The sequence below is a fragment of the Acinetobacter calcoaceticus DSM 30006 = CIP 81.8 genome, assembly GCF_000368965.1.
GTDB classification, from domain to species: Bacteria; Pseudomonadota; Gammaproteobacteria; order Pseudomonadales; family Moraxellaceae; genus Acinetobacter; species Acinetobacter calcoaceticus.
Genome location: NZ_KB849780.1, coordinates 531,847 through 554,742, shown reverse-complemented (window position 1 = coordinate 554,742; position 22,896 = coordinate 531,847). Strand labels below are relative to the sequence as shown.

The following is a 22,896-nucleotide window of genomic DNA, read 5'->3' as shown; positions in this document are numbered from 1 at the left end:
TCTTCAAAACCAAATCATTCAGGTTGAGTGTAGCAAATTTTATTTCATTTACTGATTAACTTGCCTGACAAACTGGGCAATTTACATCTTTATCAAAATTAACAATGCGTTGTGTCATGTTTAAGCCACCCCAAAGCAACAGTTTCTGTTTTAAAGGGGTCAGATTGAGTCCTAGATAGAGTAAAGTGTGATGTGCTTGTAATGACGCTATCATTACAGGAGTAGTCGCAAGTACGCCTGATTCAGCACAGCGTAAGCCTTCATTGCTATGCTGTTCTTTAGGGAATAAACATTCATAACAAGCTGAATTACCTTCAACCATAAACATTTGTGCCTGAAAACCAATTGCTGAAGCACTAATTAATGCAACCTGATGCTTCTTACAAGCGGCATTTACCAAATAGCGTGTTGTAAAGTTATCACACCCATCCAATACCACATCTTGGTGTTCAACAAGTCTATCAATGTTATGTTCATCTAAACGTTCGTTGTAGTACTCAACACAGATATAAGGGTTAATTTTCTGTAACCGCTTTGCAAGAACTTCAGCTTTATAACGGCCAATATCTTCATGACCAAATGCAATTTGACGTTGTAAATTACTTATCTCAATAGTATCGGCATCAATGAGTGTAATTTTCCCAACCCCTGCTCGCGCTAATAGTTCTGCACTACTACAACCTATTCCACCGCCCCCCACAATAAGTACATTGGCAAGTTTGAGTTTTTCCTGAGCTTCTATATCCCATCCATCAAGTAAAATCTGACGGCTATAGAGATGCATTTCTTCATCACTTAACTCTACAAAATCGATATCTTGAAGCTCGGTCACGCGTTAATCCTTTCACTTAGAAACCAAATGATTTTATGACTAAGTCAGGCATTAGGAAAGGTATAAAATAAAAACAGTATTTTATTCTTTAAACTTTTATCCACCGCATTACTTCTCTCAAGCTTTCTGCAACAATAGAAATATCTATTTTCTTTATTACTTAGGCTAAATATGACCCAATCATATATTGCACCTGTAGAGTTAGAAAAAGCTTATCGTTTGTTAAATCATGGCCCAACTGTACTTGTCTCTGCTCAGCATGGAGATGACCGAAATGTAATGGCAGCCGCTTGGGCATGTGCATTAGAACTCACCCCAGCCAAAGTAACCGTTGTTCTCGACAAAAGTACCAAAACTCGTCAGCTTGTTGAACAAAGTGGTTATTTCACCCTACAAGTTCCCTGCTATGCGCAGCTCGATATGACCCATCAACTTGGTACAATTAGCAAGTTAGATGATCCGCAAAAACTAGAACATTGTGGTGTTGAACTTTTTCATCAAGAAGGTCTTACCAGCCCATTAGTATCTGGTTGCATCGCATGGCTCGTATGTAAACTTATTCCTGAACCGCATAATCAGTCAGCGCATGATTTATTTATTGGTTCTGTTGTCGGTGCTTGGGCAGATAATCGTGTTTTCCGAGATGGGCACTGGCACTTTCAAGATGCACCAAAAGAGCTTCGAAGCTTGCACTATATCGCTGGCGGAACGTTTTATTTAATTGGTGAGCAAGTTAAAGCTGATCTTTAAACATAAAAATATAGTCTTATTTAACTTTCTGAAGTGTATTGAATCGAATTAAAACGAGAAAATTTCGATTGCAAAAAACCGCATAACAATTGCGGTTTTTTGCAATGAATTTCATTATTTAAAAATCTAATGCTTAAACTTGGGTGACTTCACGAGCAATCACTAAACGTTGAATATCCGAAGCGCCCTCATAAATCTGGCTCACCCGAACATCACGATAAATTCGCTCAACAGGAAAATCGCTCACATAGCCATAGCCACCATGAATCTGGATTGCATCAGAACAAACTCGCTCAGCCATTGTAGAAGCAAACAGCTTTGCCATTGAGGCTTCTTTTAAACAAGGTAATCCCTCATCTTTCAAAGTTGCAGCATGTAAAACCAACTGACGTGCCGCTTCAATCTGGGTTACCATATCGGCTAAACGAAAACTTACCGCCTGATGCTGGACTAACTCTACGCCAAAAGCTTTACGCTCATTTGCGTATTGCACAGCAGCATCAAAAGCAGCTCGTGCCATGCCAACGGATTGAGCAGCAATCCCAATTCGGCCGGCAGCTAAATTAGATAACGCAATTTTATAACCTTCGCCTTCTTGACCTACCAAATTCTCTAAAGGAATACGGCAATTTTCGAGTGTAATAGTTGCTGTGTCTGAAGCGTGCTGCCCCATTTTGTCTTCAATACGAGTTACCAAGTAACCTTGTGTATTGGTTGGTACAAGAAAACAAGAGATCCCTTTTTTGCCAGCTTGTTTATCTGTGACCGCGAATACCAAAGCCATTTGGGCATTTTTACCGCTGGTAATAAATTGCTTTACGCCATTAAGTACCCAGTGGTCACCATCTCGCTCGGCTTTACATAAAATCGCACTGGCGTCAGAACCGACATGTGGCTCAGTTAAACAAAAGCATCCTAACCATTCACCCGATGCAAATTTTGGTAAATAGGTCTGTTTTTGCTGTTCTGAACCATATGCCAATGTAATACCGCAAACCAATGAGTTTTGAACACTTACAATTGTCGAAATGGCACCATCACCTGCTGCAATTTCCTCAATTGCGAGCACTAAAGATACATAATCCATTCCTGCACCACCCCATTCATCTGGAACGGTCATACCCATTGCCCCCAAAGCACCTAAATCTTTTAATTCCTGAGCAGGAAACTCATGGGTTTTATCCCGATGAGCAGCTGTAGGTTTTAACTGATTTTGCGCATAATCACGCATCATCTCCTGAACCATACTTTGTTCAGCACTTAAAATCATTTCAACGTCCTTATTTTTATTATTTTGCTGCCATACGAATTGCACCATCCAAACGGATGACTTCACCATTTAAATATGAATTTTCAGCAATATGCCCAACTAAACGAGCAAACTCCTCTGGCTTTCCTAAACGAGACGGATACGGCACCATTTGTCCCAAAGCATCCTGAACATTTTGCGGCATACCTTTAAGCATCGGAGTTTCCATAATTCCTGGTGCAATGGTCATAATACGAATGCCATGGCGTGAAAGCTCACGAGCAATCGGCAATGTCATGGCAACAATAGCGCCTTTAGATGCTGAATAAGCTGCCTGACCAATTTGACCGTCAAATGCTGCAACGGAAGCGGTGTTTACAATTACGCCGCGGTCTTCTTCGCCTGCTTCAACTGTGTTTTTACTCATCGCATCCGCTGCAAAGCGCAGCATGTTAAATGTACCAGTGACATTAATTTGCAGAGTCTTTGAAAATAGCCCCAAATCATGTACACCTTCACGGCCCACAACTTTAGCAGAAGGACCAATACCCGCACAGTTAACCAAACCATGCAAACGACCATGCTTGACCAATACATCCTTAAAGAACTTTTCAGCAGCAGCTTCATCGGTTACATCAAGTTTTACAAAGTCAGCTTTTGGCCCTAATTGTTTTACTTGCTGTTCACCTGCTTCTACATTCATATCTACCAATGTGACAGAGGCACCTTGTTGCACCAAATACTCAGCTGTAGCAGCACCCAGACCAGAGCCGCCACCTGTAATCACGAAATGTTTCCCTTGAATTTTCATTATGTAACGTCCTATAGAAATGTTCTTTAAACTTAGTAGTGAGAGTAAAAGTTGTTGTTTTCCGATACAATTTCAAAAAGCCTCAAAATGTTTGCAGCTTTTGATCAATCCAAATTTTAAATATGAAATATTTCACTTGAAATATATGAAGAAAATATGAGTCTTTGACATGGTTGTCCAATCTTCTTTAAGTAAAGGAACAATTTCAATTGCACTGGTACATGAAGCACTAAGTGCAGCTTATGCCAAAGGGCTAAATACTCAAATAATTCTAAATAAAGCGGGAATTCCTGCCGAATTACTGATGTCTCCCAAGGCACGTGTGCCTGTTACGACATATGCGCAACTATGGATAGAACTTGCCAATACCATGAACGATGAGTTTTTTGGTATGGATAGTCATCCCATGCGTCGAGGTAGCTATAAATTACTTACTAAACTTGTCAGTACGGCGGAAACTTTAGAAAAGGCACTTTACGATATTTTGAATTTTTTTAACTTTATTTTAGATGATCTACAGGGTGAATTAATTCGGGACCAGCAAAAAGCCTATTTGGTCATTCGTGATCGTGAACAACCCAAACGTATGTTTACCTACGCGACCTTTTTAATGTTAGTGCATGGACTCATGTGCTGGTTGGTAGATCAGCGAATTGGCTTGAATAATATATCGCTACGTTGTCCTAAACCCCAAGATATTCAGGACTATTTCGTACGTTTTGGTGAAGATATAAAATTTAATGCCGAGATAAATTGCGTTGAATTCGATGCTCACTATTTAGATATTAAAATTAAAAAAGATAAAAAAGCACTTCATGATTTCTTAGAGCAAACTCCGCAAAATCTTTTAGTCCGCTTTAAAAATGAAAATGCACTGAGCCTTCTTATTCGTCGTCATTTATTGAAACTTCATCCTGCACAATGGCCCGAACTTAAAGATGTTGCACAACATCTCAATATTTCTGAAGCTACAGTTCAACGCCGACTAAAGCATGAAGGCGTCAGCTACCAGCAAATTAAAAATGAAATTCGCTGTGATATTGCTGTTGAACGTTTAAGTAAAACCAACGATTCAATTCAAGATATTAGTGAAGACTTAAGCTTCCAAGATCCAAGCGCGTTTCACCGTGCCTTTAAAAAATGGACTGGCGTCAGCCCAGGGGCTTATCGGGAAGCTGCGCTTCATTCAAAGGCTTAATAAACTTTCAACTTTATTTATAAAGATGCCAAAGTGACTCGCTCATTTTGGCCGTAATCTTGAATGGTTTTAATCTGGCTAAAACCATACTCAGCAAATATATTTCGAACAGCGTGTCCCTGATCATAACCATGTTCAAGTGCAATCCAGCCCTGTGGTTTTAACCAGTTCTTACCTTGAGCAATAATAATTTCAATATCAGCCAGTCCCTGGTGATCTGCAACCAATGCACGGCGTGGTTCTGTTGCCAGTGCCTGCATGTGTTCATCTTCAGGGTCAATATATGGTGGATTAGAAATAATTAAATCAAACTTTTGTGGCTCAAGTGCTTCAAACCAAGCACCACAAGCAAAATTCACTTGTTTTAATCCATGGGTTTGCGCATTTTCTTTTGCAACTTCTAAAGTCGGTGCATAAATATCAGTTGCTGTTACTTGCCAATCTGGACGTTCACTTGCTAATGCAAGCGCAATGGCACCTGTCCCTGTTCCCAAATCCACAATATTTGCATTCTTTGGCAAATTTAGATTTAAAACGGTTTCAACCAAAACCTCAGTATCAGGTCGTGGCACTAAAGTATCGGAAGTCACTTTTAAGTCGAGTGTCCAAAATGGCTGTGAACCTGTTACATAAGCTAAAGGTTCACCTTTTTGAATACGTTCAAGACCAGCTACATAGTCTTGCTCTTGCTGGACAGTTAACTCTTGCTCAAGTCTAAACTTTAATTCAAGCGAATTGATTTTTAGAAAATGCTCAAGTAACCAAGCATTTTCCTGACGTTCATAACTGTCAGGTTCACCACGAATTGCAAGCGCTTGAGCAATATTCATTAGCCGCCATTTTCCTGAGCAAGCATTGCAAGCTGATCTGCTTGATATTCACGATGCAAGCTATCAAGTAATTCAGTTAAATCACCTTCCATAATGGCATCTAACTTATATAAAGTGAGGTTAATACGGTGGTCAGTCATACGACCTTGTGGGTAGTTATAAGTACGGATACGTTCAGAACGGTCACCAGAACCCACTAAGTCACGGCGCATTTCAGAAGTTGCTGCATCAGCGGCTGCACGTTTTGCATTTTCTAAACGTGACACCAAAAGAGCCATCGCTTTGGCTTTGTTTTTATGCTGTGAACGTTCTTCTTGGCACTCAACTACTGTACCTGTTGGAATGTGGGTAATACGCACTGCCGAATCAGTTTTGTTAATGTGCTGACCACCTGCACCAGATGCGCGGTAAGTATCAATACGCAAATCTGCTGGGTTAATCTCGACATTTGTATCGACATCAATCTCAGGCAAGATCGCAACTGTACAAGCAGATGTATGCACACGACCTTGTGACTCAGTTGCAGGTACACGTTGCACACGATGCGCACCACTTTCAAACTTCAAGCGGCCATACACTCCATCACCGTCCACACGGCAAATGACTTCTTTAAAGCCGCCATGCTCACCTTCATTTTCAGAAAGTACTTCTATACGCCAATTTTGTGTCTCGGCATATTTACTGTACATGCGGAATAAATCACCAGAGAAAATTGCAGCCTCATCACCACCCGTTCCGGCGCGAATTTCTAAATAAGCTGCATTAGAATCATTTGGATCTTTTGGAATCATCAAAATATTGAGCTGGCTTTCTAACTCTCCAAGCAACGCTTTATTCGCTTGAATTTCTTCTTCTGCCATATCTTTAAAGTCAGGGTCAGACTTCATCAATTCAGCAGTTTCAATATCTTCTTCTGCTTGACGGTATTTGCCCCAAACTTCGGTAATTTCAGATAAATCACTATGTTCACGAGACAATTTACGGAAACGTTTGTTATCGGAGATGACTTCCACATCTGCAAGCAACGCGGTAAGTTCTTCATGTCGATCACAGAGTTGATCAAGTCGTAAACGGAGTGACGCTTTCATAAGAGGAAATATCTCAAAAGTCCAAAAAGCTTATCGAACGCTATGTAAATATAGAAGATAAGCAAAATCGTAAAAATAGCGCATAGTTTACAGATTATGCCGCTTAAATGACATATATAATCAGCCAATTCATCAACTTTCACAGTAAGTGACAACTTATAAATATAATGATTTCAGATGAGATTTATTTACTCGCCTATAATTTAGCTTTCTCTAATAGGAAATAATACGTCATCTTTTTACCCAATAAGGCAATAGAGGCTTTATTTATAAAACCTCTTTCCCATGTCTATTTATTTTAATTTTTCTAATAATGTTTTACCCACCAGAACAGCCGAGGCTGGGTTTTGTCCTGTAATAAGTTCACGATCCACCACGACATTTGGAGTCCAAGCATTCGTATTACTTTGATATTTACCACCAATTGACTGTAATGCCGTTTGTGGATAGAACTTCATTTCACCACCTTTTAACAGAACCTTCGCTTGTTCTTCTTCTTGGTTACTAATCACAGTCATCCGATAGTTCTTATAAATCCACTCTCCAGTTTTTACGGTTTTGCCTTGCTCAAGTTGCTGAACGACTTCAGAAGCATTAGGTAACGTTGACATCAATGCAATAGGGCCATGGCAAACCAGAGCTGTAGGTTTTTTAGCTTTATGAAAAGCCGTCAAAACTTTCCCAAGTTGTTTATCTTTTAATAGATCTTGCATAGGTGCATGTCCACCCGGAATATAAATGGCATCAAACTGATCAATACCAATTTGCTCAATACGCGACAAACTCAAAACTGGAGAAGCTTGAGACGATGTTAACTTTAGATCATGCAATAAGCCTGCGTACTGCTTTAATGCCTTTTCGTCTTGATTAAAGTACATCACACTATTTGATGACTCATCTAAGGTTGGGGCTTTCCCTTTTGGTGTAGCAAAAGTTACTGTGTGCCCTGCATCTAAAAGCATTTTTGTAGGCTGCATTAACTCATTTAAATAAAAGCCTGTTTTAAAAATATGACCATTTTTTAGCTCTAACTGCCCCTCATCAGACAATACAACTAATACATGAGCAGCATTTGCACTTAATGCTGCTGAAGCGGTAACTACTGCAAGCATTATTTTATTTAGAGATTTCATCATTCAACCTTCATTCCAGCCTTGTGCTGGATTTATAACTGGGATGGATATATTCTATTTTTGCCAGCAAAGTAGAAAAACAACCACATTTACAAATCTTTTTTGCGTTTGAGGACAAAATGTCTCGTCAATTTGATCATCTTGCCGATGTTGAAGTGTTTTTAATTGTGGCTGAAAAGCTTTCTATTAGTGCAGCTGCAATTCATTTGTCTACCACACCTTCAGTCATTAGTAGAACAATTACACGGCTAGAGAAAAAGTTGGGTATCCAGTTTTTTAGAAGAACTACTCGTCATTTAAGCTTGACTGAAGCAGGTCAACTTTATTATGAGAAAATGCAGCACGCCTTTCAGCTAATCGACCATGCAGAACGTGTGGTTCAAGGTGAACAACTGCAAATTTCTGGAAAAATCAAATTAAGCGTTCCTACAACTTATGGACACTATCGCTTACCACCCTTATTAGAAAAATTTCTTTTGCAATATCCAGACATTCAAATTGAGATCAGCATCTCTAATCGCAATGTTGATTTAATTGCTGAGGGTTTTGATTTAGCTATTCGCCAAGGCCATCTTCCTAATAGCTCTCTTGTAGCCAGACCACTAGAACTTGCCCCTCTTCAACTGGTTGCTTCACCAAATTATTTAAAGCGCGTAGGTATTCCTCAAAGCTTAGAAGAATTAAATCATCACCAAGGTATTGCCTTTGAATTACCAAGTAGTGGCAAGATAACCCCATGGTTCTTTAAAGATGTAGATCAAGAAATTCAGTGGACACCAACAAATCGAATTTTAGTAAAAGAAGATATTTTAGGCGTAGTTTCTCTTGCTGAAAGTGGATTAGGGATATGTCAGAGTTATAGCTTTATTGTTAATGAAAAAATTCGTCAAGGAAAATTACTACCTTTGCTCGAGGCTTATGCAGGTCACACACGTCCCTTCTCTTTACTGTACGCACAACATAAACATATGTCTTCTGCTACAAGAGCTTTGATCAATTTTCTCTGTTCAGATGGCGAATAATGAACTCATTAAAACTAAATGAGACTCATATTTATCTATATGAGTATTAAACATTCTATTTTAATAGAAAACATACAAACCTGACACTAAACTACAATAATGAATTGATGGTTCTCCATATTTTAAGAAACGTGTTTTGTTACATTTGCCGTAACAAAAGATATAGGGTCCTGCTGCTAAGGACACGGAGTAAAAAATGAAATTAAATGCTTGGTTATGTAGCGCTGTTTTAGCAACTTCTATGGTTACTGTAGCTCATGCTGACAATACAACACATGTAGCAGCCGCTTCTGCTTTAGGTAGTGTCGCTGGTACTGCAATTGGTAAAAGCATGGGTGGTACATCTGGCGCAACAATTGGTGCGGCTTTAGGTGGTGCTGGTGGTGCAGCAGTTGCAAGTGACCGTCGTCACCGTACAGAATCTGCAATTGGCGGTGGTTTAGGTGGTGGTGCTGGTTATACCGTTGGTAAAAGTATGGGCGGTACAAATGGTGGTTACGTTGGCGCTGCTTTAGGTGCTGCGGGTGGTTCTGCTCTAGGTAATAAGATTTCTAAAGACCGCGATGCTGACAGATCTTCTAAGCACTGGAAGAAAAAACACCGTCGTCATCACTAATCAAATTTGATGAAACATCACTAAGCACCTTCGGGTGCTTTTTTATTAGGATCAAAAAATATTCACCACCTCTCTTTTGCTCAGGATTTATCCATAAATTAATAGAAACAATACAAACAGACACAAAACTAGCGTATCGCCTTTGGGGTTCTCCATAATTATCACGAAATTTTTGATTACATTTATCTCAAGATAAAAATACTGTCCTTTCAGTAAAAAGGACATGGAGCTGCAAGATGAAAATGAATATTTGGTTAGCTAGTGCATTAATTGCAACATCGTCTATGGTGACAGTTGCACATGCAGATAATGGTACCCGTGTTGCTGCAACCTCTGCGTTAGGTAGTGTTGTGGGTACTGCAATTGGTAAAAGCATGGGTGGCACAACAGGCGCTACAATTGGTGCGGCTTTAGGTGGTGCTGGTGGTGCAGCCGCAGCGAGTGACCGTCGCAATCGTACCGAAGCTGCGATTGGTGGTGCTTTAGGTGGTGGAGCTGGTTATACAGTCGGTAAAAATATGGGCGGTACCAACGGTGGTTACATTGGTGCAGCGGTAGGTGCTGCTGGTGGTTCAGCACTAGGTCGTAAAGTTTCTGAAGATCGTAACTACAATGATCGCTATGATCGTGGTAGTCGTTATGATCGAGATGATCGTAGATATGACGATGGTGACCGTCGTTACTATAGTAAAGGTGGTCATCGCCGTCATGACAATGGTTTACATCGCGGCTGGTACAAAAACCGCTAATTCATATATGAATCAAAAGAGCACCTTCGGGTGCTTTTTTATTGAGAGATAAAACCCAATATCGAAAAAAAACGATATACATTAATCCCTATATATCGTAGTATTTCGATATACCCTTATTCGAGAATATCGCATGCGATCAATTCAAGATACCAAGTTTTCAATTTTGGAACTTGCTCCTATTCGTAATGATAAAACCATCGAATTTTCGTTACGTCACGCATTAGAATTAGCACAACATGCAGAGAAACTAGGTTATGAACGTTTCTGGCTTGCAGAACATCACAACATGGATGGAATCGCGAGCTCTGCTACGGCTGTCTTACTCGGTTTTATCGCAGCACATACACAGCATATTCGCTTAGGTTCAGGCGGAATTATGCTTCCTAACCATGCTCCTTTAGTTGTCGCAGAACAATTTGGAACACTTACTACTTTATACCCAAATCGTATTGAACTGGGTTTAGGCCGTGCTCCTGGTACAGATCAACTCACCATGCGAGCTTTACGTCGTGGGCATCAAGAAACAGAAGATCAATTTCCAAAAGATGTTGTCGAAATCTTAAAATATTTTGATGTACCGCAAGCAGGACAAAAAATTATTGCAACGCCAGGGCAAAATACACATGTGCCTGTTTGGTTACTTGGATCTAGCCTTTTTAGTGCGCAATTGGCTGCAAAACTTGGTCTACCCTACTCATTTGCGTCGCATTTTGCACCACGTATGCTAGGCCAAGCCATCCAACTCTATCGTGAGAACTTTGAGCCTTCTGCTTATTTAGATAAACCTTACGTTTCTATGGGTGTGCCTGTTGTCGTAGCAGAGACTGATCAAGAAGCACAATTTTTAGCAACAAGTGCATATCAACGTGTATTAGGCTTAATTCGTGGTGAAAGCTTAAAGCTGAAACCACCAGTTGAATCAATGCAGGGACTCTGGAATACAGCAGAAGAGCTTTCCGTTGAAAACTTCTATGCAATGGCACAGATTGGCTCGGTTGAGACTGTTCGCACTGGTTTACAAAAACTTTTAGCGACATACGATGTTGATGAGTTTATTTTTACATGTGATATATACGACACAACGAAGCGTCTAGACAGTTTTACGCAACTCATGAATGTAAAAACAGAACATTAAAACTCGACTTGATTTTCCCATACTTGAATTGATTTCGAGTATGGGATGACCATCTATCTGAAAAGACTTTACCCCAACTTCCTGCTTGGTTATTTATATTAAAACGATAAGAACATCATGATTGAAAAACCAAAAGGACTTTTGGAAAATGAGTATTCATATTAAAAATAACGCTTCAAAATCAGTAATTTTTCAAAATACGGCTCAAGATTTTGAAGATTTTACTGGTCAAGTTATTTCATCAACCTCAATTAAAGAATTTGATTTTTCACATTTATGTGTCGCGATTATCGGTACAAATCAAGACACAGTGACTCATCTTGAAAAAATCTGCCAACAAGCAAAATTTGTCACCGTATTTCAAATTACGCCTCACTTTATTTTGCCTCATAGTCAAATGGGCACACACAAGTTAATTACCCATCCACTCATTATTAAAAACCGGAGATTATTTAACAATCGTGTAAAAAGTCTTCTGGCATTACGTTTTCTTGAAACTCAAGTAAATGAAACATGGCTTAAGCGCCTTTTAACACCCAATACTGCAACGACTAAAAAAGTATTTTTTAAATCTGATAGTTATTATGCTGCACTCCAAAAATCTAACTGTAAATTACAAACTTGGCCTATTGTTAAGGTAACCAATACATCAATTCAAAGCATGGATGGTCTAGAACAACCCGTCGACATCATTATCAGAATAACTACATAAAAATAAAAAGCATGGCTTTAGGCCATGCTTTTTCTCATTTACTCATATTTTTGCAAATTGCCATGATCATCGTAATGCAAAATGATGCGTTGTTTCTTTTGCAATTCACTCAAGATCTCGGGACTAACCGAAAATTGGGCTGCTAGCAGTTCAACTGAACTATTCGGCGCTTTTGCCCGTCGGTCTTCACCACTGAACCTAATCCAGTTATAACTCGCCCACAAAATTAAAATGAGCGCGCTAATTCCGATGAGTAATGCTAAATGAAGTAAGGTTTTAACTTCTGATATATGGTCAACCCAGACATAATCATAAATTAAGTGCCCTTCAAAAACCCATAAGAACAGTGAAACCAATGGAAATAGCAACCACATCAAACAAAACCAACCAATGGTTTGTAATGTATAGTTTGCCGTTTTATTTTTCACATATTCTGGCTGGTCAATATATTCGGGGATATCTAAAATCTCTATATCCTTGTTTTCCTCAGGTTTCATGGGTTATCTCCACGGAAGCCTCGGTCTGGGCTCACCCAGCGGGCACGCTTTTTAGTGTTAAATAAAGTTTTTGGTACCGCGACAACACTTGTAAATAAAGTAAGTAACCAGAAAAACAACGGATACCAAATAACCCAGAAATAGTTTCTAAAGAAGCGACCACGGTCATAACGCTGGTCAATCCACAAACTCACCAAAAACTGTATTAGACATGTTCCGCCTAATATTACACCGTACCACTGTGGCATAAGCGTTTTGATCTGCCATTGCAGAGGTAACTCAACAAACAGTCCAACAAAAAATAGAGTGAATATCATAATCATCACATAAGACCAGATAATACTAACTAGAGCTTCAAGCATTACTGGCCACATACGACGTACACGTAGCTTAAACATTTGTGGAATATATTCTAAAAGAACCTCTACCCCACCTTGCGCCCAGCGAAGGCGCTGTTTCCATAGACCTGTAAATGTCTCGGGCATATAGATATAACAAAGCGCTTGTGGAATATACTGAATATCCCAATGGTCCAGCTGTAGCTTCCATGAAATATCAATATCTTCGGTAATTTTATCGTCTGACCAAAACCCGACTCGAACGAGCGCTGTTTTACGGAATGCTGCAATCACACCAGACACTGTAAAAATACGACCATATGTACGCTGTGCACGTTTAATTAAACCAATAATCGAAGAAAATTCGCCAACCTGTAATTTTCCTAAAATACTTGATCGGTTTAAAATTCGTGGATTACCCGTTACAGCACCAATTCGCGGGAAGTTAATAAATGGTTGCATTAACCAAAGTACAGCATGCGGATGTAACAGTGCATCGCCATCAATACAAACAAGATATTCGTATTTACTGACCAGTACTCCCGATCTTAAAGCTACGGCCTTACCCTGATTTTCTGCTAAGTGTACAACCCGAAGTCGCGAATCTTGCGCTGACAATTCATCAAGGATTTCAGCTGTTTTGTCACTACTTCCATCATTGACGGCAATCACTTCAAAATTAGGATATTTAGTTTGCAGTGCATAACGAATGGTTTGTCGTACCTGAGCTTCTTCGTTAAAACACGGAATAATGATACTGCACCCTTCGCTGGTTGGTTCAGGAAGCGCTTGTTCGCGGTATTCTCTTTTAAAAAAGAACCAAAGTCCTCCTACCATCCACGTCCAAGCCATGAGTAAAGGATATAAAAAGGCAAAAGCAAATAGAATATCGAGTAATACTCTCATTACTTTTTCCCCTCTACTAATCCGGCAAAAGGCTGATACATAACAGGGCTATAATTCAAACTAAGTGGATTATATAAATACTGATGTACATCTTTTGATTTTTCGAAACTATAGCCATCAATCCCGAATTTCTGAATCCCTGTTCGCTGAATCGAAAAGAGCCCTTGTTGTACTTCTTCCCAACTCGTCTTTGAAGCGTTTTCTGGCAACACTAAAGTCATCATTATTCTTTGCTTATCTTTTTCATTAAGCGTATTTAATAGTGCTAACAACTGATTAAATTGCTTTTTCTTGCCAATCATGTCGAACTTTAAATTGATCAAATCATGTTGTAATAAAAGAGTTTTCAAAAGCTCTGGTAGATTTTCTACATGATCTAGATCAGGAGTAAGCAATAAAATAAACTGCCCTTGGTTACTCATATTTAAATAAGGCTTTACAGCTTTTTTGGTAAGCTGACTGAGTTGAGCGAGATATTTTGATTGTTCAATACAGCTATTCTCTTGCGCAGTTACTGTTTGCATTTCGCAATTTAAAGATGTGCCCGCATTAAGCTGAATACCACTTAAATTACTATTTAAGCGTGCAATATCTTTAGCCAGATCTACAGTTAAAAATGGCTTATCTTTCTGAGGGTAAGCAGGCAACTCTAATATTACAGCTTGACCCGCACGAGTTTGTGCCTGCCATAAACTCCGGTTTAAAATATCTTGTTGAACAGGCATTTTATCTGTAGGGAAATAAGCAACATCATATTGCCCATCGCCATCTTTATCTTCCAAAGGTTTTAAGATTAAAGCATTGTTTTTTAAGCTATACAGTTTTGATAATAACTGTCCTAATTTTTCATCTGTTTGGGTATTTTGTGGAGCTGCTAACTGCTTTAAACCCATACTCACAAAGTGACGCGGTTGCTTAAATAAATCTGATTCTTCGAAGCTCAGAATACTTAACATGCCTTCAGTCAATTGTTCAGCTGTAGGGTTATTCACAACTAGGCTGCGTTTAAATGTTGAATCACTCACCCGATTCATCCCATCACGCCCCAAACTGAAAGAAAACTCAAAACCTGCCTGCTGCGCTAGTTTTTCCAGTTGCTCATTCACTGCGCCATAAGGCCAAATAATTGCTTTAGGATTAACACCGACTTCTTTTTTTAAAGCCGCATAAGATTTTTTCAAATCTTGCAAAATACGTTGTTGATATTCTGCATCTGTTTCATAACGTGATTGCGATTTTAAATATGCATACGAAGTCGCAGCGGGTTGCTCATTACCTTGAGGATTGGCCAATACGCCATGATGCAAATCATCACTATGGCTTGCAAACTCAGCTAAACCAGATGCTTGCATTTCACGAACTTGAGCCCAGTTCAGCAAGTTACCTTGACCATAGGCTTCATAACCGGCCTGTGTATTGCCATTCATCCAGCTGGTCGGAAGAGCAAAAACTGCCGGAATCTGATATTGCTTAAGTAATGGAAAAACTCGACTATAACTGCTTAAAGCACCATCATCGAAGGTCAATAAAATAGAGTTATGAGGCAATTCTTTACCTTGCTTACGAGCTTCCTCAATGTCTTTTAAACGAATCGGCTTCCAGTCAGATTGACTCAGCCAATCTAAAAACTGTGCCAGATTTTTTGTCTGAATTGCATAAACATCTCGGTCGCCTTCCTTTAACACATCATCTCGCACATCATGAAAAGTTAAAGAAACCGTATGATTTTTTGGTAGTTCAGTTTCAATGCGGGCATGGGAAAATTGTACGGGTAATAATGTTGAAGCAAACACACAGCTCAACATTTTTGACATCATATTATTCATTAAAAACGCCCTTCAAATCCGAAAATACCGTAGGTATGCTGTTCATCATGACCATCGTATGGGTGATACTGCCAACCAATTCCATAATTAAGTTGCCAAGTCCGTGAGAGCTGCCATTGATGCTGATATTGCAGAGAGTATGTCGGTCTAGCTGAGTAATCTGCTTGTTTATAGAGGCCCACTCCAGCTTCAAAATGCTGCTTAAATGAGCGCTCATATTCTCGCCAAGTTACCCAGTCATGACTTAAATTTAACTCAGCACTGTAATGGTTGCTGGGACTAAAATAAGCAGTCTGATCTTGGCTGTTGCTGCCATAAAATCCACGAACGGTCCCATAGGTAATATGGTGCGGTGCATCAAATAATCGTTCGCGCCAAAAAGTCGAAAATTCTTGTTGTTTATTACCATCACTAATATCAGTTAGACCATAACTCGCCCCAATCTGACGTGACTCATCTTTTTGCCATGTCAAAGCAGCACGGTAAGCTTGTCCATCTTCACCAGCATCAATTGCCTGTAATGGAATATTAGCTTGGCTGTCATATTGCAATTGATACTGCCAATGGTCATTTAACCATTGCGACCAATCGAGACGAACACCTGCTTGTCCACCATCTGTACTCTGCGACAAAATTGCCGACAATGCCTTACGATTTGCTTGCCATTCAGCCCCAACACCATAGCGTTGGTCATGTACATCCCCAAAACGGTATTCTCCGTAACGATCTTGATGCCAAGCGAATAAACGATAATTATCTTTGATCCATGGACTATTAAGACGAGTTTCCATTTCACGATCTTTTAAACCATTCTGACCACTCACAGAATCGCTACTACTATCTGCCTTACTTTGCCCCAAAGTTGTTGAGTGAGAAATTGTCGGTCTATTGCGGTCATCTAACTCTTTTCGACTTTTAATTACTCCACCATCTTCAGGGTAATATTCCAAAAGACTTTCAGTATTTTTACGCCATTCTGGAATATCTCCTAAAGCCTGAGCATTTTGCATCTGGTTAATTCGAGTATCTTTGGCAACAGGTGTTAAACCATTTAAACGAGAAATAGTTTGCTTGGACTGTAGAGGTTTATCTCTCCAACGCTCAACACGAGCCAGATTATTAATTAAACCTTCATTGGCAGGCGCAAGATCTACTTGTTTTTGAAAATGCTTTTCTGCTTGATCAAGATGATTTGCATAAGCTAAGTGCATGCCCTGTAAAGTAATATAGTCATCACGATCAGGATGACTTGTTTTGTCTACCCCTTTTGCCTGACTATATTTATACATCGGAACAAGTCGATCAACCTCACTCAAAAATTGTTCAGCTTGTTTATATTTTTCTTGTTCAATATATGAATAGTACAGTCCAGTATATACCGTCATATCTGGATAGTTTTTTTCAGTAAGCAAGCTTTTAAAAGCAAGTTCAGCTTGTTGTGGCTGTCTTTCAGCTAAATAACTATCAGCTATTGCATGACGAATATAGGCAGGTAGTTTTTCTAAAGGTATATTTAATTTAGTAAATTGATCTAGGACTGTACGAGTACGCCCACGGAAATCTAACGCATATATATAGTCATAATGGAATCTTAAATAATTAGGGTCTGATGGTTGAATCAAAGGCTGCATTTGCTCGCCTTGCTTCAACACAGCATCAAGTTCGGCAAAACCTTCACTATCTGACATGCCTTCTCGATTTAAATATTTATAGCGAGCAATTGCGTTATTTACACGTTGAGAAAACTCACTGACTTGTAGCCAGTGTTGTAAAGATTCTATTTCTGCATTTTTATCGCTGCCAAGCAATAACTGCTGAGCCTTGTTATAAGCCCCCACAGCCGCTAAGTCATAACTGTATTCTTGTAAAACTGCAAAAGACTTAGGCTGCTGCTTATATGCTTGTTCAATTGCAGATAAAGCATCTACAGGTAAATTGATAAGACGATAGGCATAAGCTATTTGCACAAGCTGATCAGTCTTCAAATTTTTACTATTAATTTTTGCTAACTGTGCTTTGGCTTTTACAACATCTTGAGCTTCAGCGTATAAAACTGCTAACAAAATCTGCCCATCAAGTGTTTTCTGAATATTAAATTTATCCGACCAATCAATCGCATTTTTAAAGTGTTTAAAATCACGAAAATTACGTATTAAAGGTAACTGTCCATATTGTGGAAAAGTAACCGGATTAATATTTGCTAAATGCTGAGAAAAAGTTACTAGATCATTTTTTTCATTTGACATTACAACTAAATAATCAGCTAGCAATTTTTGGTCATGCGGGTATTTATTTAGCAATTGATCCAGTTGAAATATTGCTTGGTGAGTTTGTCCAGTTTTATAAGTGTGAATAGCCTGCTCTCTCAATTCATCCACTTGAGCAGCATATAAATTGAGAGGCAAGATGTATACCAATGAAAAAACACATTTTTTTAGCATTTTGATAATCGGATAGTCCCATATCGAGGTGGGAAAGTATAATTAAAAATAAATAAATAATCACACAACAGTAAAATAGTGTGATCTAGTTAACATTTTTGAATTATGGATTTTTTTTGATTATTTTTTAAAAATATTTAGTAAAATTAAACAATTACCATTTTTCAGCACAATAAAATACATACACTTCTTTTCAATAGTATTATTTAAATTTACAAATGAGTTGCAAAAGAAGTACAGGTTTGTAACCAATAAAAAACATTTAATAATGTTTGGTTTTATATTCAAAACTTTTATTTTTATTGTATTTATATTTAAAAAACCACTCAATTTATCTATAAATTAATATACATAAATCGAATGGTTAAAATAAGCAGTTGATTAAACTAACCAATACGACGTTTTAATCCTGTCATCTGCAAAACACGCGTTGAAATTTCTTCAATCGACATTTCAGTCACGTTTAAATATTTAATCCCTTCTGAAATATAGATTCCTTCAATTGCTCTAAGTTCCATTTGGCATTGACTAAAACTTGCATAACGACTATTAGCTTTACGCTCACTACGAATCGCAACTAATCGCTCAGCATCAATCATTAAACCAAACAATTTATTACGATGTGGTCTTAGTACTGCTGGTAAACGGTTATCATCCAAATCTTCTTCTGTTAGTGGATAGTTTGCAACACGAATACCGAATTGAAGCGATAAGTAAATAGAGGTCGGCGTTTTCCCCGAACGAGAAACTCCAATTAAGATTAAATCGGCTTTATCATAATGGCGAGTACGTGCTCCATCATCATTATCAAGCGCAAAATGAACAGCATCAATACGGGCTTTATAAGACTCAGAATCAGTCACGGCATGTGTCTGTCCAACTAATGTAGTGGGTGGTGTACCTAGTTCTTGTTCTAATTTACTGATTAAACCTTCAAATACATCAAGATTAACTGCTTTAGCAGTATTAATGATTTCTCGCACATGTGGATCAACTAAAGTATCAAATACTAAAGGCAGACAACCATCTTTGGTTTGACATCGATTAATCTCGACTACAATCTCCATTGCAGCCTCTTCGGTTGCAATATACGGCATGATATGAATATCAAAATCTACATTGGGAAATTGTGCTAATAACGAATGTCCAAGAGTCTCTGCAGTAATTGCAGTTCCATCAGAAATAAAAAAAACGCTTCGCTTAAATTGTTTACTTTCTGACATTAAAATTCTCCTTAAACATTTGTCTTAGTACTATATAATCTTTATAGTAAACTGATCTTACATGACTGTCGCTTAGTATAATTCTCAACTAAGCACTTTATTTTTATAATTTCATGCCAAGATAGACATTAATACTGCAAAAGTGGAGTGAAAACTTTGGAAGCGCGCGTAATCGGTCTAGAAAAATTAGGGAAACACGATGTCGAACTCGTAGGTGGGAAAAACTCATCTTTGGGTGAAATGATCAGTCATTTAGCAAATGCTGGTGTATCGGTACCAGGCGGTTTTGCAACTACTGCTGATGCCTATCGTGAGTTCTTAGATCAAAGCGGTCTTAACGCTCGAATTCAAGCAGAACTTGCTCAACTCAATGTTGATGACGTAAATGCTCTTGCAGAAACAGGTGCTAAAATTCGTCAATGGATTGTAGAGACTCCACTCACTGCAAGCCTAGAACAAGAAATTCGCGCCGCTTTTACAACACTTTCTAACGGCAACCCAGAAATCGCGGTTGCCGTTCGTTCATCTGCAACTGCTGAAGATTTACCAGATGCTTCATTCGCAGGTCAGCAAGAAACTTTCTTGAATATTCGCGGTATTGATAACGTTCTTATTGCGATTAAAGAAGTATTTGCTTCTTTATATAATGACCGTGCGATTTCTTACCGTGTACATCAAGGTTTTGACCATGACGTCGTTGCACTTTCTGCAGGCGTTCAGCGTATGGTTCGCTCTGAAACTGGCGCTGCGGGTGTAATGTTTACACTTGATACCGAGTCTGGTTTCCGCGAAGTTGTATTTATTACCGCATCTTATGGTTTAGGTGAAATGGTTGTACAGGGTGCAGTTAACCCAGATGAATTTTACTTATCTAAACCACTATTAAATGCTGGTAGACATTCAGTTTTACGCCGCAACCTTGGCTCAAAACACCAGAAAATGATTTATGATGAAGAAGGTTCTGCTGGTAAATCTGTTGTCGTTGTTGATGTTGAGAAACAAGAGCGCCAACAATTTGCTTTAAATGATCATGAGTTACAAGAACTAGCTAAACAAGCGCTTATTATTGAGCAGCACTACGGTGCGCCAATGGATATCGAATGGGCAAAAGATGGCGATGATGGTCAAATTTATATTGTTCAAGCTCGTCCTGAAACTGTAAAAAGCCGTCAAAATGTAGGCACAATGGAGCGCTATCTTCTTAAACAAAGAGGCACTGTTCTTTGTGAAGGTCGTTCAATTGGTCAACGTATTGGTTCTGGTAAAGTCCGCATTATTAGCTCAATTAAAGAAATGGACAAAGTTCAAGAAGGCGACGTTCTTGTATCAGATATGACCGACCCTGATTGGGAACCGGTAATGAAACGTGCAGCAGCAATTATTACTAACCGTGGTGGTCGTACATGTCACGCGGCAATTATTGCACGTGAACTTGGTGTACCCGCTATTGTAGGCTGTGGTAACGCAACAGAAGTATTGACTGATGGTCAAGAAGTAACTGTTTCTTGTGCTGAAGGTGACACTGGTTTCATTTACGAAGGCGCTTTAGATTTCGAAGTTCAACGTAACTCGATTGAATCTATGCCTAAGCTTTCGTTCAAAATTATGATGAACGTAGGTAACCCAGACCGCGCGTTTGACTTTGCTCAAATTCCAAATGAAGGTATTGGTCTTGCACGTCTTGAGTTCATTATTAACCGTATGATCGGCGTGCATCCTAAAGCGCTACTCAACATTGATAGCCTACCTCGTGAAACTCGTGCTGCAGTTCTGACTCGTACTGCTGGTTATGCTTCACCTGTAGATTTCTATGTTGAAAAATTGGTTGAAGGTATTGCGACTCTTGCTGCTGCGTTCGGTGACAAACCAGTTATTGTTCGTATGTCTGACTTCAAATCAAATGAATATGCAAACTTGATTGGCGGTAAGTTATACGAGCCTGAAGAAGAAAACCCAATGCTCGGTTTCCGTGGTGCAAGCCGTTATGTATCTGATAACTTCCGTGACTGTTTCGAATTAGAATGCCGTGCACTTAAGAAAGCTCGTGATGAAATGGGTCTAACCAATATTCAAATCATGATTCCTTTTGTACGTACTGTATCTGAAGCAAAACGCGTTATTGAGTTACTAGCACAAAATGGTTTAAGACGCGGTGAGAACGGCTTAAAAGTAATCATGATGTGTGAATTACCAACTAACGCCCTGTTAGCTGAACAATTCCTAGAGCACTTCGATGGTTTCTCTATCGGTTCAAATGATTTAACTCAGTTAACACTAGGTCTTGACCGTGACTCAGGTATTGTTTCACACCTGTTCGATGAGCGTGATGCAGCAGTTAAAGCACTTCTTTCAATGGCAATCCATGCCTGCCGTAAAGCGGGTAAATATGTAGGTATCTGTGGTCAAGGTCCTTCAGATCATCCCGATCTTGCAAAATGGTTAATGGAACAAGGTATTGAGTCTGTTTCTCTTAACCCAGACTCAGTTTTAGATACATGGTTCTTCCTTGCTGAAGAAAAAATCAAACAAATCTAATATGTTATAAAAAAAGGCCCATCCGTGGGTCTTTTTTCATCTTTAGAACAGAGAATTTTTATTTATGCAAATTTACTTGGCACGTAATAATCAACAAGCTGGGCCTTACACCTTAGAGCAAGTAAATCAAATGTTGGCTAGCCAACAAATTTTGTTAACTGATTTAGCTTGGCATGAAGGCATGACAGAATGGAAAGCTTTAGGAGAATTAACCCAAGGTAAACTTGTATATCAACCTATCGGTTATTCTGCACCTGTCACAAACACAAACAGCTCACCTAATGAAACGATTCGTCAAATTCGTGTAGAGCCTAAAATTCACGAACTTGCCTCTATTCCATCTCGAGCTTTGGCAAAAATTATTGATTTATTGCTTTGGTTACCAATAGCTGCAATTCCTTCTTTTTTCTTTAGTGAATCTCAGTATAAGCAATTATTTGAATTGCAAAAACAAATGCAATCAACTGAAGTTGCTTCAACTAAAGCAGCAGAACTACAACACCAGCTTTTCACTTTAATCCCTATAGAAGCTTGGCATTCTATGCTTGTTTACGTCGTAATCATGCTTGCAATTCAAGCCTTTCTTTTAACAAAGTTTGGGCAAAGTATAGGGAAGAAAATTGTTGGAATTAAAATTGTAGATGCCGAGAACAATGGTAAAGTTAATTTAACTCGCATCTTCTTATTAAGAAGTATTGTTTTCATCATACTCAACTTGCTATTTATGCCTATTAGTACAATTATTGACTATGCTTTTGCATTAGGGCAAAAGCGACAAGCACTACATGACAAAATTGCAAGAACAAAAGTGATCAAATGATAGCGAATGACTCATTCATTTAAGGTCTAAAAAAAAAGGAGGCACCCCGCCTCCTTTTTTCTATAGAGAGTTGATATTTAAATAAAAGCTCTATAGAGATTAGATACCCTACAAAAAAAATCGGGTTTTAAAACAATTATTTCAGGCTACTTTATGTATAGCTTAGTTTGTCGATATGAGGC

At 38.8% G+C, this 22,896-nt stretch carries 20 protein-coding genes; 9 read left to right on the top strand and 11 right to left on the bottom strand.

The features are described from left to right. Positions 1 to 55: 55 nt before the first annotated feature. On the bottom strand, positions 56 to 832 hold the full coding sequence (locus F936_RS07555) for a HesA/MoeB/ThiF family protein (RefSeq protein WP_005046338.1): 777 nt from the start codon (positions 830 to 832) through the stop codon (positions 56 to 58). Positions 833 to 1,003: 171 nt separating this feature from the next. On the opposite strand from F936_RS07555, the gene F936_RS07550 reads away from it, so the two are divergent. Next, positions 1,004 to 1,582, top strand: a complete 579-nt coding sequence (locus F936_RS07550; protein ID WP_005046336.1) for a flavin reductase family protein — start codon at positions 1,004 to 1,006, stop codon at positions 1,580 to 1,582. 133 nt (positions 1,583 to 1,715) lie between these two features. Here F936_RS07550 and F936_RS07545 read toward each other — a convergent pair whose 3' ends face one another. Both F936_RS07545 and F936_RS07540 read right to left on the bottom strand, forming a co-directional pair. After that, entirely contained in the window at positions 1,716 to 2,852 is a 1,137-nt protein-coding gene (locus F936_RS07545; RefSeq protein WP_005046334.1) for an acyl-CoA dehydrogenase family protein, read from the bottom strand. A gap of 19 nt (positions 2,853 to 2,871) precedes the next feature. After that, complete coding sequence (locus F936_RS07540) at positions 2,872 to 3,642, bottom strand: 3-hydroxyacyl-CoA dehydrogenase (RefSeq protein ID WP_005046332.1); 771 nt, start codon at positions 3,640 to 3,642, stop codon at positions 2,872 to 2,874. A 169-nt stretch (positions 3,643 to 3,811) separates the two neighbouring features. On the opposite strand from F936_RS07540, the gene F936_RS07535 reads away from it, so the two are divergent. Next, positions 3,812 to 4,840: an AraC family transcriptional regulator gene (locus F936_RS07535; protein ID WP_005046331.1), complete on the top strand. Its 1,029-nt coding sequence runs from the start codon at positions 3,812 to 3,814 to the stop codon at positions 4,838 to 4,840. Positions 4,841 to 4,857: 17 nt separating this feature from the next. On the opposite strand, the gene prmC is transcribed toward F936_RS07535, so the two are convergent. The 3 genes from prmC to F936_RS07520 form a co-directional block, all read right to left on the bottom strand. Then, on the bottom strand, positions 4,858 to 5,670 hold the full coding sequence (prmC, locus tag F936_RS07530; RefSeq protein ID WP_005046329.1) for a peptide chain release factor N(5)-glutamine methyltransferase: 813 nt from the start codon (positions 5,668 to 5,670) through the stop codon (positions 4,858 to 4,860). Continuing rightward, the gene (prfA, locus tag F936_RS07525; RefSeq protein ID WP_003652455.1) at positions 5,670 to 6,758 is read right to left on the bottom strand and encodes a peptide chain release factor 1; all 1,089 of its coding nucleotides are present in this window, start codon (positions 6,756 to 6,758) and stop codon (positions 5,670 to 5,672) included. The genes prmC and prfA overlap by 1 nt, the downstream gene beginning before the upstream one ends. 293 nt (positions 6,759 to 7,051) lie before the next feature. After that, the gene (locus F936_RS07520) at positions 7,052 to 7,891 is read right to left on the bottom strand and encodes a type 1 glutamine amidotransferase domain-containing protein (protein ID WP_005046327.1); all 840 of its coding nucleotides are present in this window, start codon (positions 7,889 to 7,891) and stop codon (positions 7,052 to 7,054) included. A 119-nt stretch (positions 7,892 to 8,010) separates the two neighbouring features. On the opposite strand from F936_RS07520, the gene F936_RS07515 reads away from it, so the two are divergent. The 5 genes from F936_RS07515 (at position 8,011) to F936_RS07495 (ending at position 12,128) form a co-directional block, all read left to right on the top strand. Further along, positions 8,011 to 8,913, top strand: coding sequence for a LysR family transcriptional regulator (locus F936_RS07515; RefSeq protein ID WP_005046325.1), 903 nt, complete (start codon positions 8,011 to 8,013; stop codon positions 8,911 to 8,913). A 196-nt stretch (positions 8,914 to 9,109) separates the two neighbouring features. Continuing rightward, a complete protein-coding gene (locus F936_RS07510) occupies positions 9,110 to 9,529 on the top strand; it encodes a glycine zipper domain-containing protein (protein ID WP_003652459.1) in 420 nt (139 codons plus the stop codon). A gap of 236 nt (positions 9,530 to 9,765) precedes the next feature. Continuing rightward, positions 9,766 to 10,278 (top strand): glycine zipper domain-containing protein, encoded by a 513-nt coding sequence (locus F936_RS07505; protein WP_003652460.1) that lies wholly within the window; start codon positions 9,766 to 9,768, stop codon positions 10,276 to 10,278. 133 nt (positions 10,279 to 10,411) lie between these two features. Beyond that, on the top strand, positions 10,412 to 11,416 hold the full coding sequence (locus tag F936_RS07500) for an LLM class flavin-dependent oxidoreductase (protein WP_005046323.1): 1,005 nt from the start codon (positions 10,412 to 10,414) through the stop codon (positions 11,414 to 11,416). Positions 11,417 to 11,564: 148 nt separating this feature from the next. Then, positions 11,565 to 12,128 (top strand): NAD(P)/FAD-dependent oxidoreductase, encoded by a 564-nt coding sequence (locus tag F936_RS07495; protein ID WP_005046321.1) that lies wholly within the window; start codon positions 11,565 to 11,567, stop codon positions 12,126 to 12,128. Positions 12,129 to 12,166: 38 nt separating this feature from the next. Here the strand turns inward: F936_RS07495 and pgaD are convergent, their stop codons facing one another. The 5 genes from pgaD to ppsR form a co-directional block, all read right to left on the bottom strand. Next, a complete protein-coding gene (gene pgaD, locus F936_RS07490; RefSeq protein ID WP_005046319.1) occupies positions 12,167 to 12,625 on the bottom strand; it encodes a poly-beta-1,6-N-acetyl-D-glucosamine biosynthesis protein PgaD in 459 nt (152 codons plus the stop codon). Then, positions 12,622 to 13,869, bottom strand: coding sequence for a poly-beta-1,6-N-acetyl-D-glucosamine synthase (gene pgaC / locus F936_RS07485; protein ID WP_005046317.1), 1,248 nt, complete (start codon positions 13,867 to 13,869; stop codon positions 12,622 to 12,624). The genes pgaD and pgaC overlap by 4 nt, the downstream gene beginning before the upstream one ends. Beyond that, entirely contained in the window at positions 13,869 to 15,695 is a 1,827-nt protein-coding gene (gene pgaB / locus F936_RS07480) for a poly-beta-1,6-N-acetyl-D-glucosamine N-deacetylase PgaB (protein WP_005046315.1), read from the bottom strand. Before pgaB ends, pgaC begins: the two co-directional genes overlap by 1 nt. Continuing rightward, entirely contained in the window at positions 15,695 to 18,136 is a 2,442-nt protein-coding gene (pgaA, locus tag F936_RS07475; protein WP_005046313.1) for a poly-beta-1,6 N-acetyl-D-glucosamine export porin PgaA, read from the bottom strand. The genes pgaB and pgaA overlap by 1 nt, the downstream gene beginning before the upstream one ends. A gap of 386 nt (positions 18,137 to 18,522) precedes the next feature. Next, complete coding sequence (gene ppsR / locus F936_RS07470) at positions 18,523 to 19,359, bottom strand: posphoenolpyruvate synthetase regulatory kinase/phosphorylase PpsR (protein ID WP_003652470.1); 837 nt, start codon at positions 19,357 to 19,359, stop codon at positions 18,523 to 18,525. Between the two features lie 147 nt (positions 19,360 to 19,506). Between ppsR and ppsA the strand changes: the two genes are divergently transcribed. Both ppsA and F936_RS07460 read left to right on the top strand, forming a co-directional pair. Further along, positions 19,507 to 21,894: a phosphoenolpyruvate synthase gene (ppsA, locus tag F936_RS07465; RefSeq protein WP_171066146.1), complete on the top strand. Its 2,388-nt coding sequence runs from the start codon at positions 19,507 to 19,509 to the stop codon at positions 21,892 to 21,894. Positions 21,895 to 21,958: 64 nt separating this feature from the next. Further along, positions 21,959 to 22,714, top strand: coding sequence for an RDD family protein (locus F936_RS07460; RefSeq protein ID WP_003652472.1), 756 nt, complete (start codon positions 21,959 to 21,961; stop codon positions 22,712 to 22,714). Positions 22,715 to 22,896 lie beyond the last annotated feature (182 nt).

What these genes read in the sequence shown, in the direction of transcription:
- pgaB (WP_005046315.1), bottom strand. Translation starts at nt 15,695, where the DNA reads ATGAATAATATGATGTCAAAAATGTTGAGCTGTGTGTTTGCTTCAACA.
- pgaD (WP_005046319.1), bottom strand. Translation starts at nt 12,625, where the DNA reads ATGAAACCTGAGGAAAACAAGGATATAGAGATTTTAGATATCCCCGAA.
- prmC (WP_005046329.1), bottom strand. Translation starts at nt 5,670, where the DNA reads ATGAATATTGCTCAAGCGCTTGCAATTCGTGGTGAACCTGACAGTTAT.
- F936_RS07515 (WP_005046325.1), top strand. Translation starts at nt 8,011, where the DNA reads ATGTCTCGTCAATTTGATCATCTTGCCGATGTTGAAGTGTTTTTAATT.
- pgaA (WP_005046313.1), bottom strand. Translation starts at nt 18,136, where the DNA reads ATGCTAAAAAAATGTGTTTTTTCATTGGTATACATCTTGCCTCTCAAT.
- F936_RS07545 (WP_005046334.1), bottom strand. Translation starts at nt 2,852, where the DNA reads ATGATTTTAAGTGCTGAACAAAGTATGGTTCAGGAGATGATGCGTGAT.
- F936_RS07535 (WP_005046331.1), top strand. Translation starts at nt 3,812, where the DNA reads ATGGTTGTCCAATCTTCTTTAAGTAAAGGAACAATTTCAATTGCACTG.
- F936_RS07520 (WP_005046327.1), bottom strand. Translation starts at nt 7,891, where the DNA reads ATGAAATCTCTAAATAAAATAATGCTTGCAGTAGTTACCGCTTCAGCA.
- F936_RS07495 (WP_005046321.1), top strand. Translation starts at nt 11,565, where the DNA reads ATGAGTATTCATATTAAAAATAACGCTTCAAAATCAGTAATTTTTCAA.
- F936_RS07540 (WP_005046332.1), bottom strand. Translation starts at nt 3,642, where the DNA reads ATGAAAATTCAAGGGAAACATTTCGTGATTACAGGTGGCGGCTCTGGT.
- F936_RS07460 (WP_003652472.1), top strand. Translation starts at nt 21,959, where the DNA reads ATGCAAATTTACTTGGCACGTAATAATCAACAAGCTGGGCCTTACACC.
- F936_RS07505 (WP_003652460.1), top strand. Translation starts at nt 9,766, where the DNA reads ATGAAAATGAATATTTGGTTAGCTAGTGCATTAATTGCAACATCGTCT.
- pgaC (WP_005046317.1), bottom strand. Translation starts at nt 13,869, where the DNA reads ATGAGAGTATTACTCGATATTCTATTTGCTTTTGCCTTTTTATATCCT.
- F936_RS07510 (WP_003652459.1), top strand. Translation starts at nt 9,110, where the DNA reads ATGAAATTAAATGCTTGGTTATGTAGCGCTGTTTTAGCAACTTCTATG.
- F936_RS07550 (WP_005046336.1), top strand. Translation starts at nt 1,004, where the DNA reads ATGACCCAATCATATATTGCACCTGTAGAGTTAGAAAAAGCTTATCGT.
- prfA (WP_003652455.1), bottom strand. Translation starts at nt 6,758, where the DNA reads ATGAAAGCGTCACTCCGTTTACGACTTGATCAACTCTGTGATCGACAT.
- F936_RS07500 (WP_005046323.1), top strand. Translation starts at nt 10,412, where the DNA reads ATGCGATCAATTCAAGATACCAAGTTTTCAATTTTGGAACTTGCTCCT.
- ppsR (WP_003652470.1), bottom strand. Translation starts at nt 19,359, where the DNA reads ATGTCAGAAAGTAAACAATTTAAGCGAAGCGTTTTTTTTATTTCTGAT.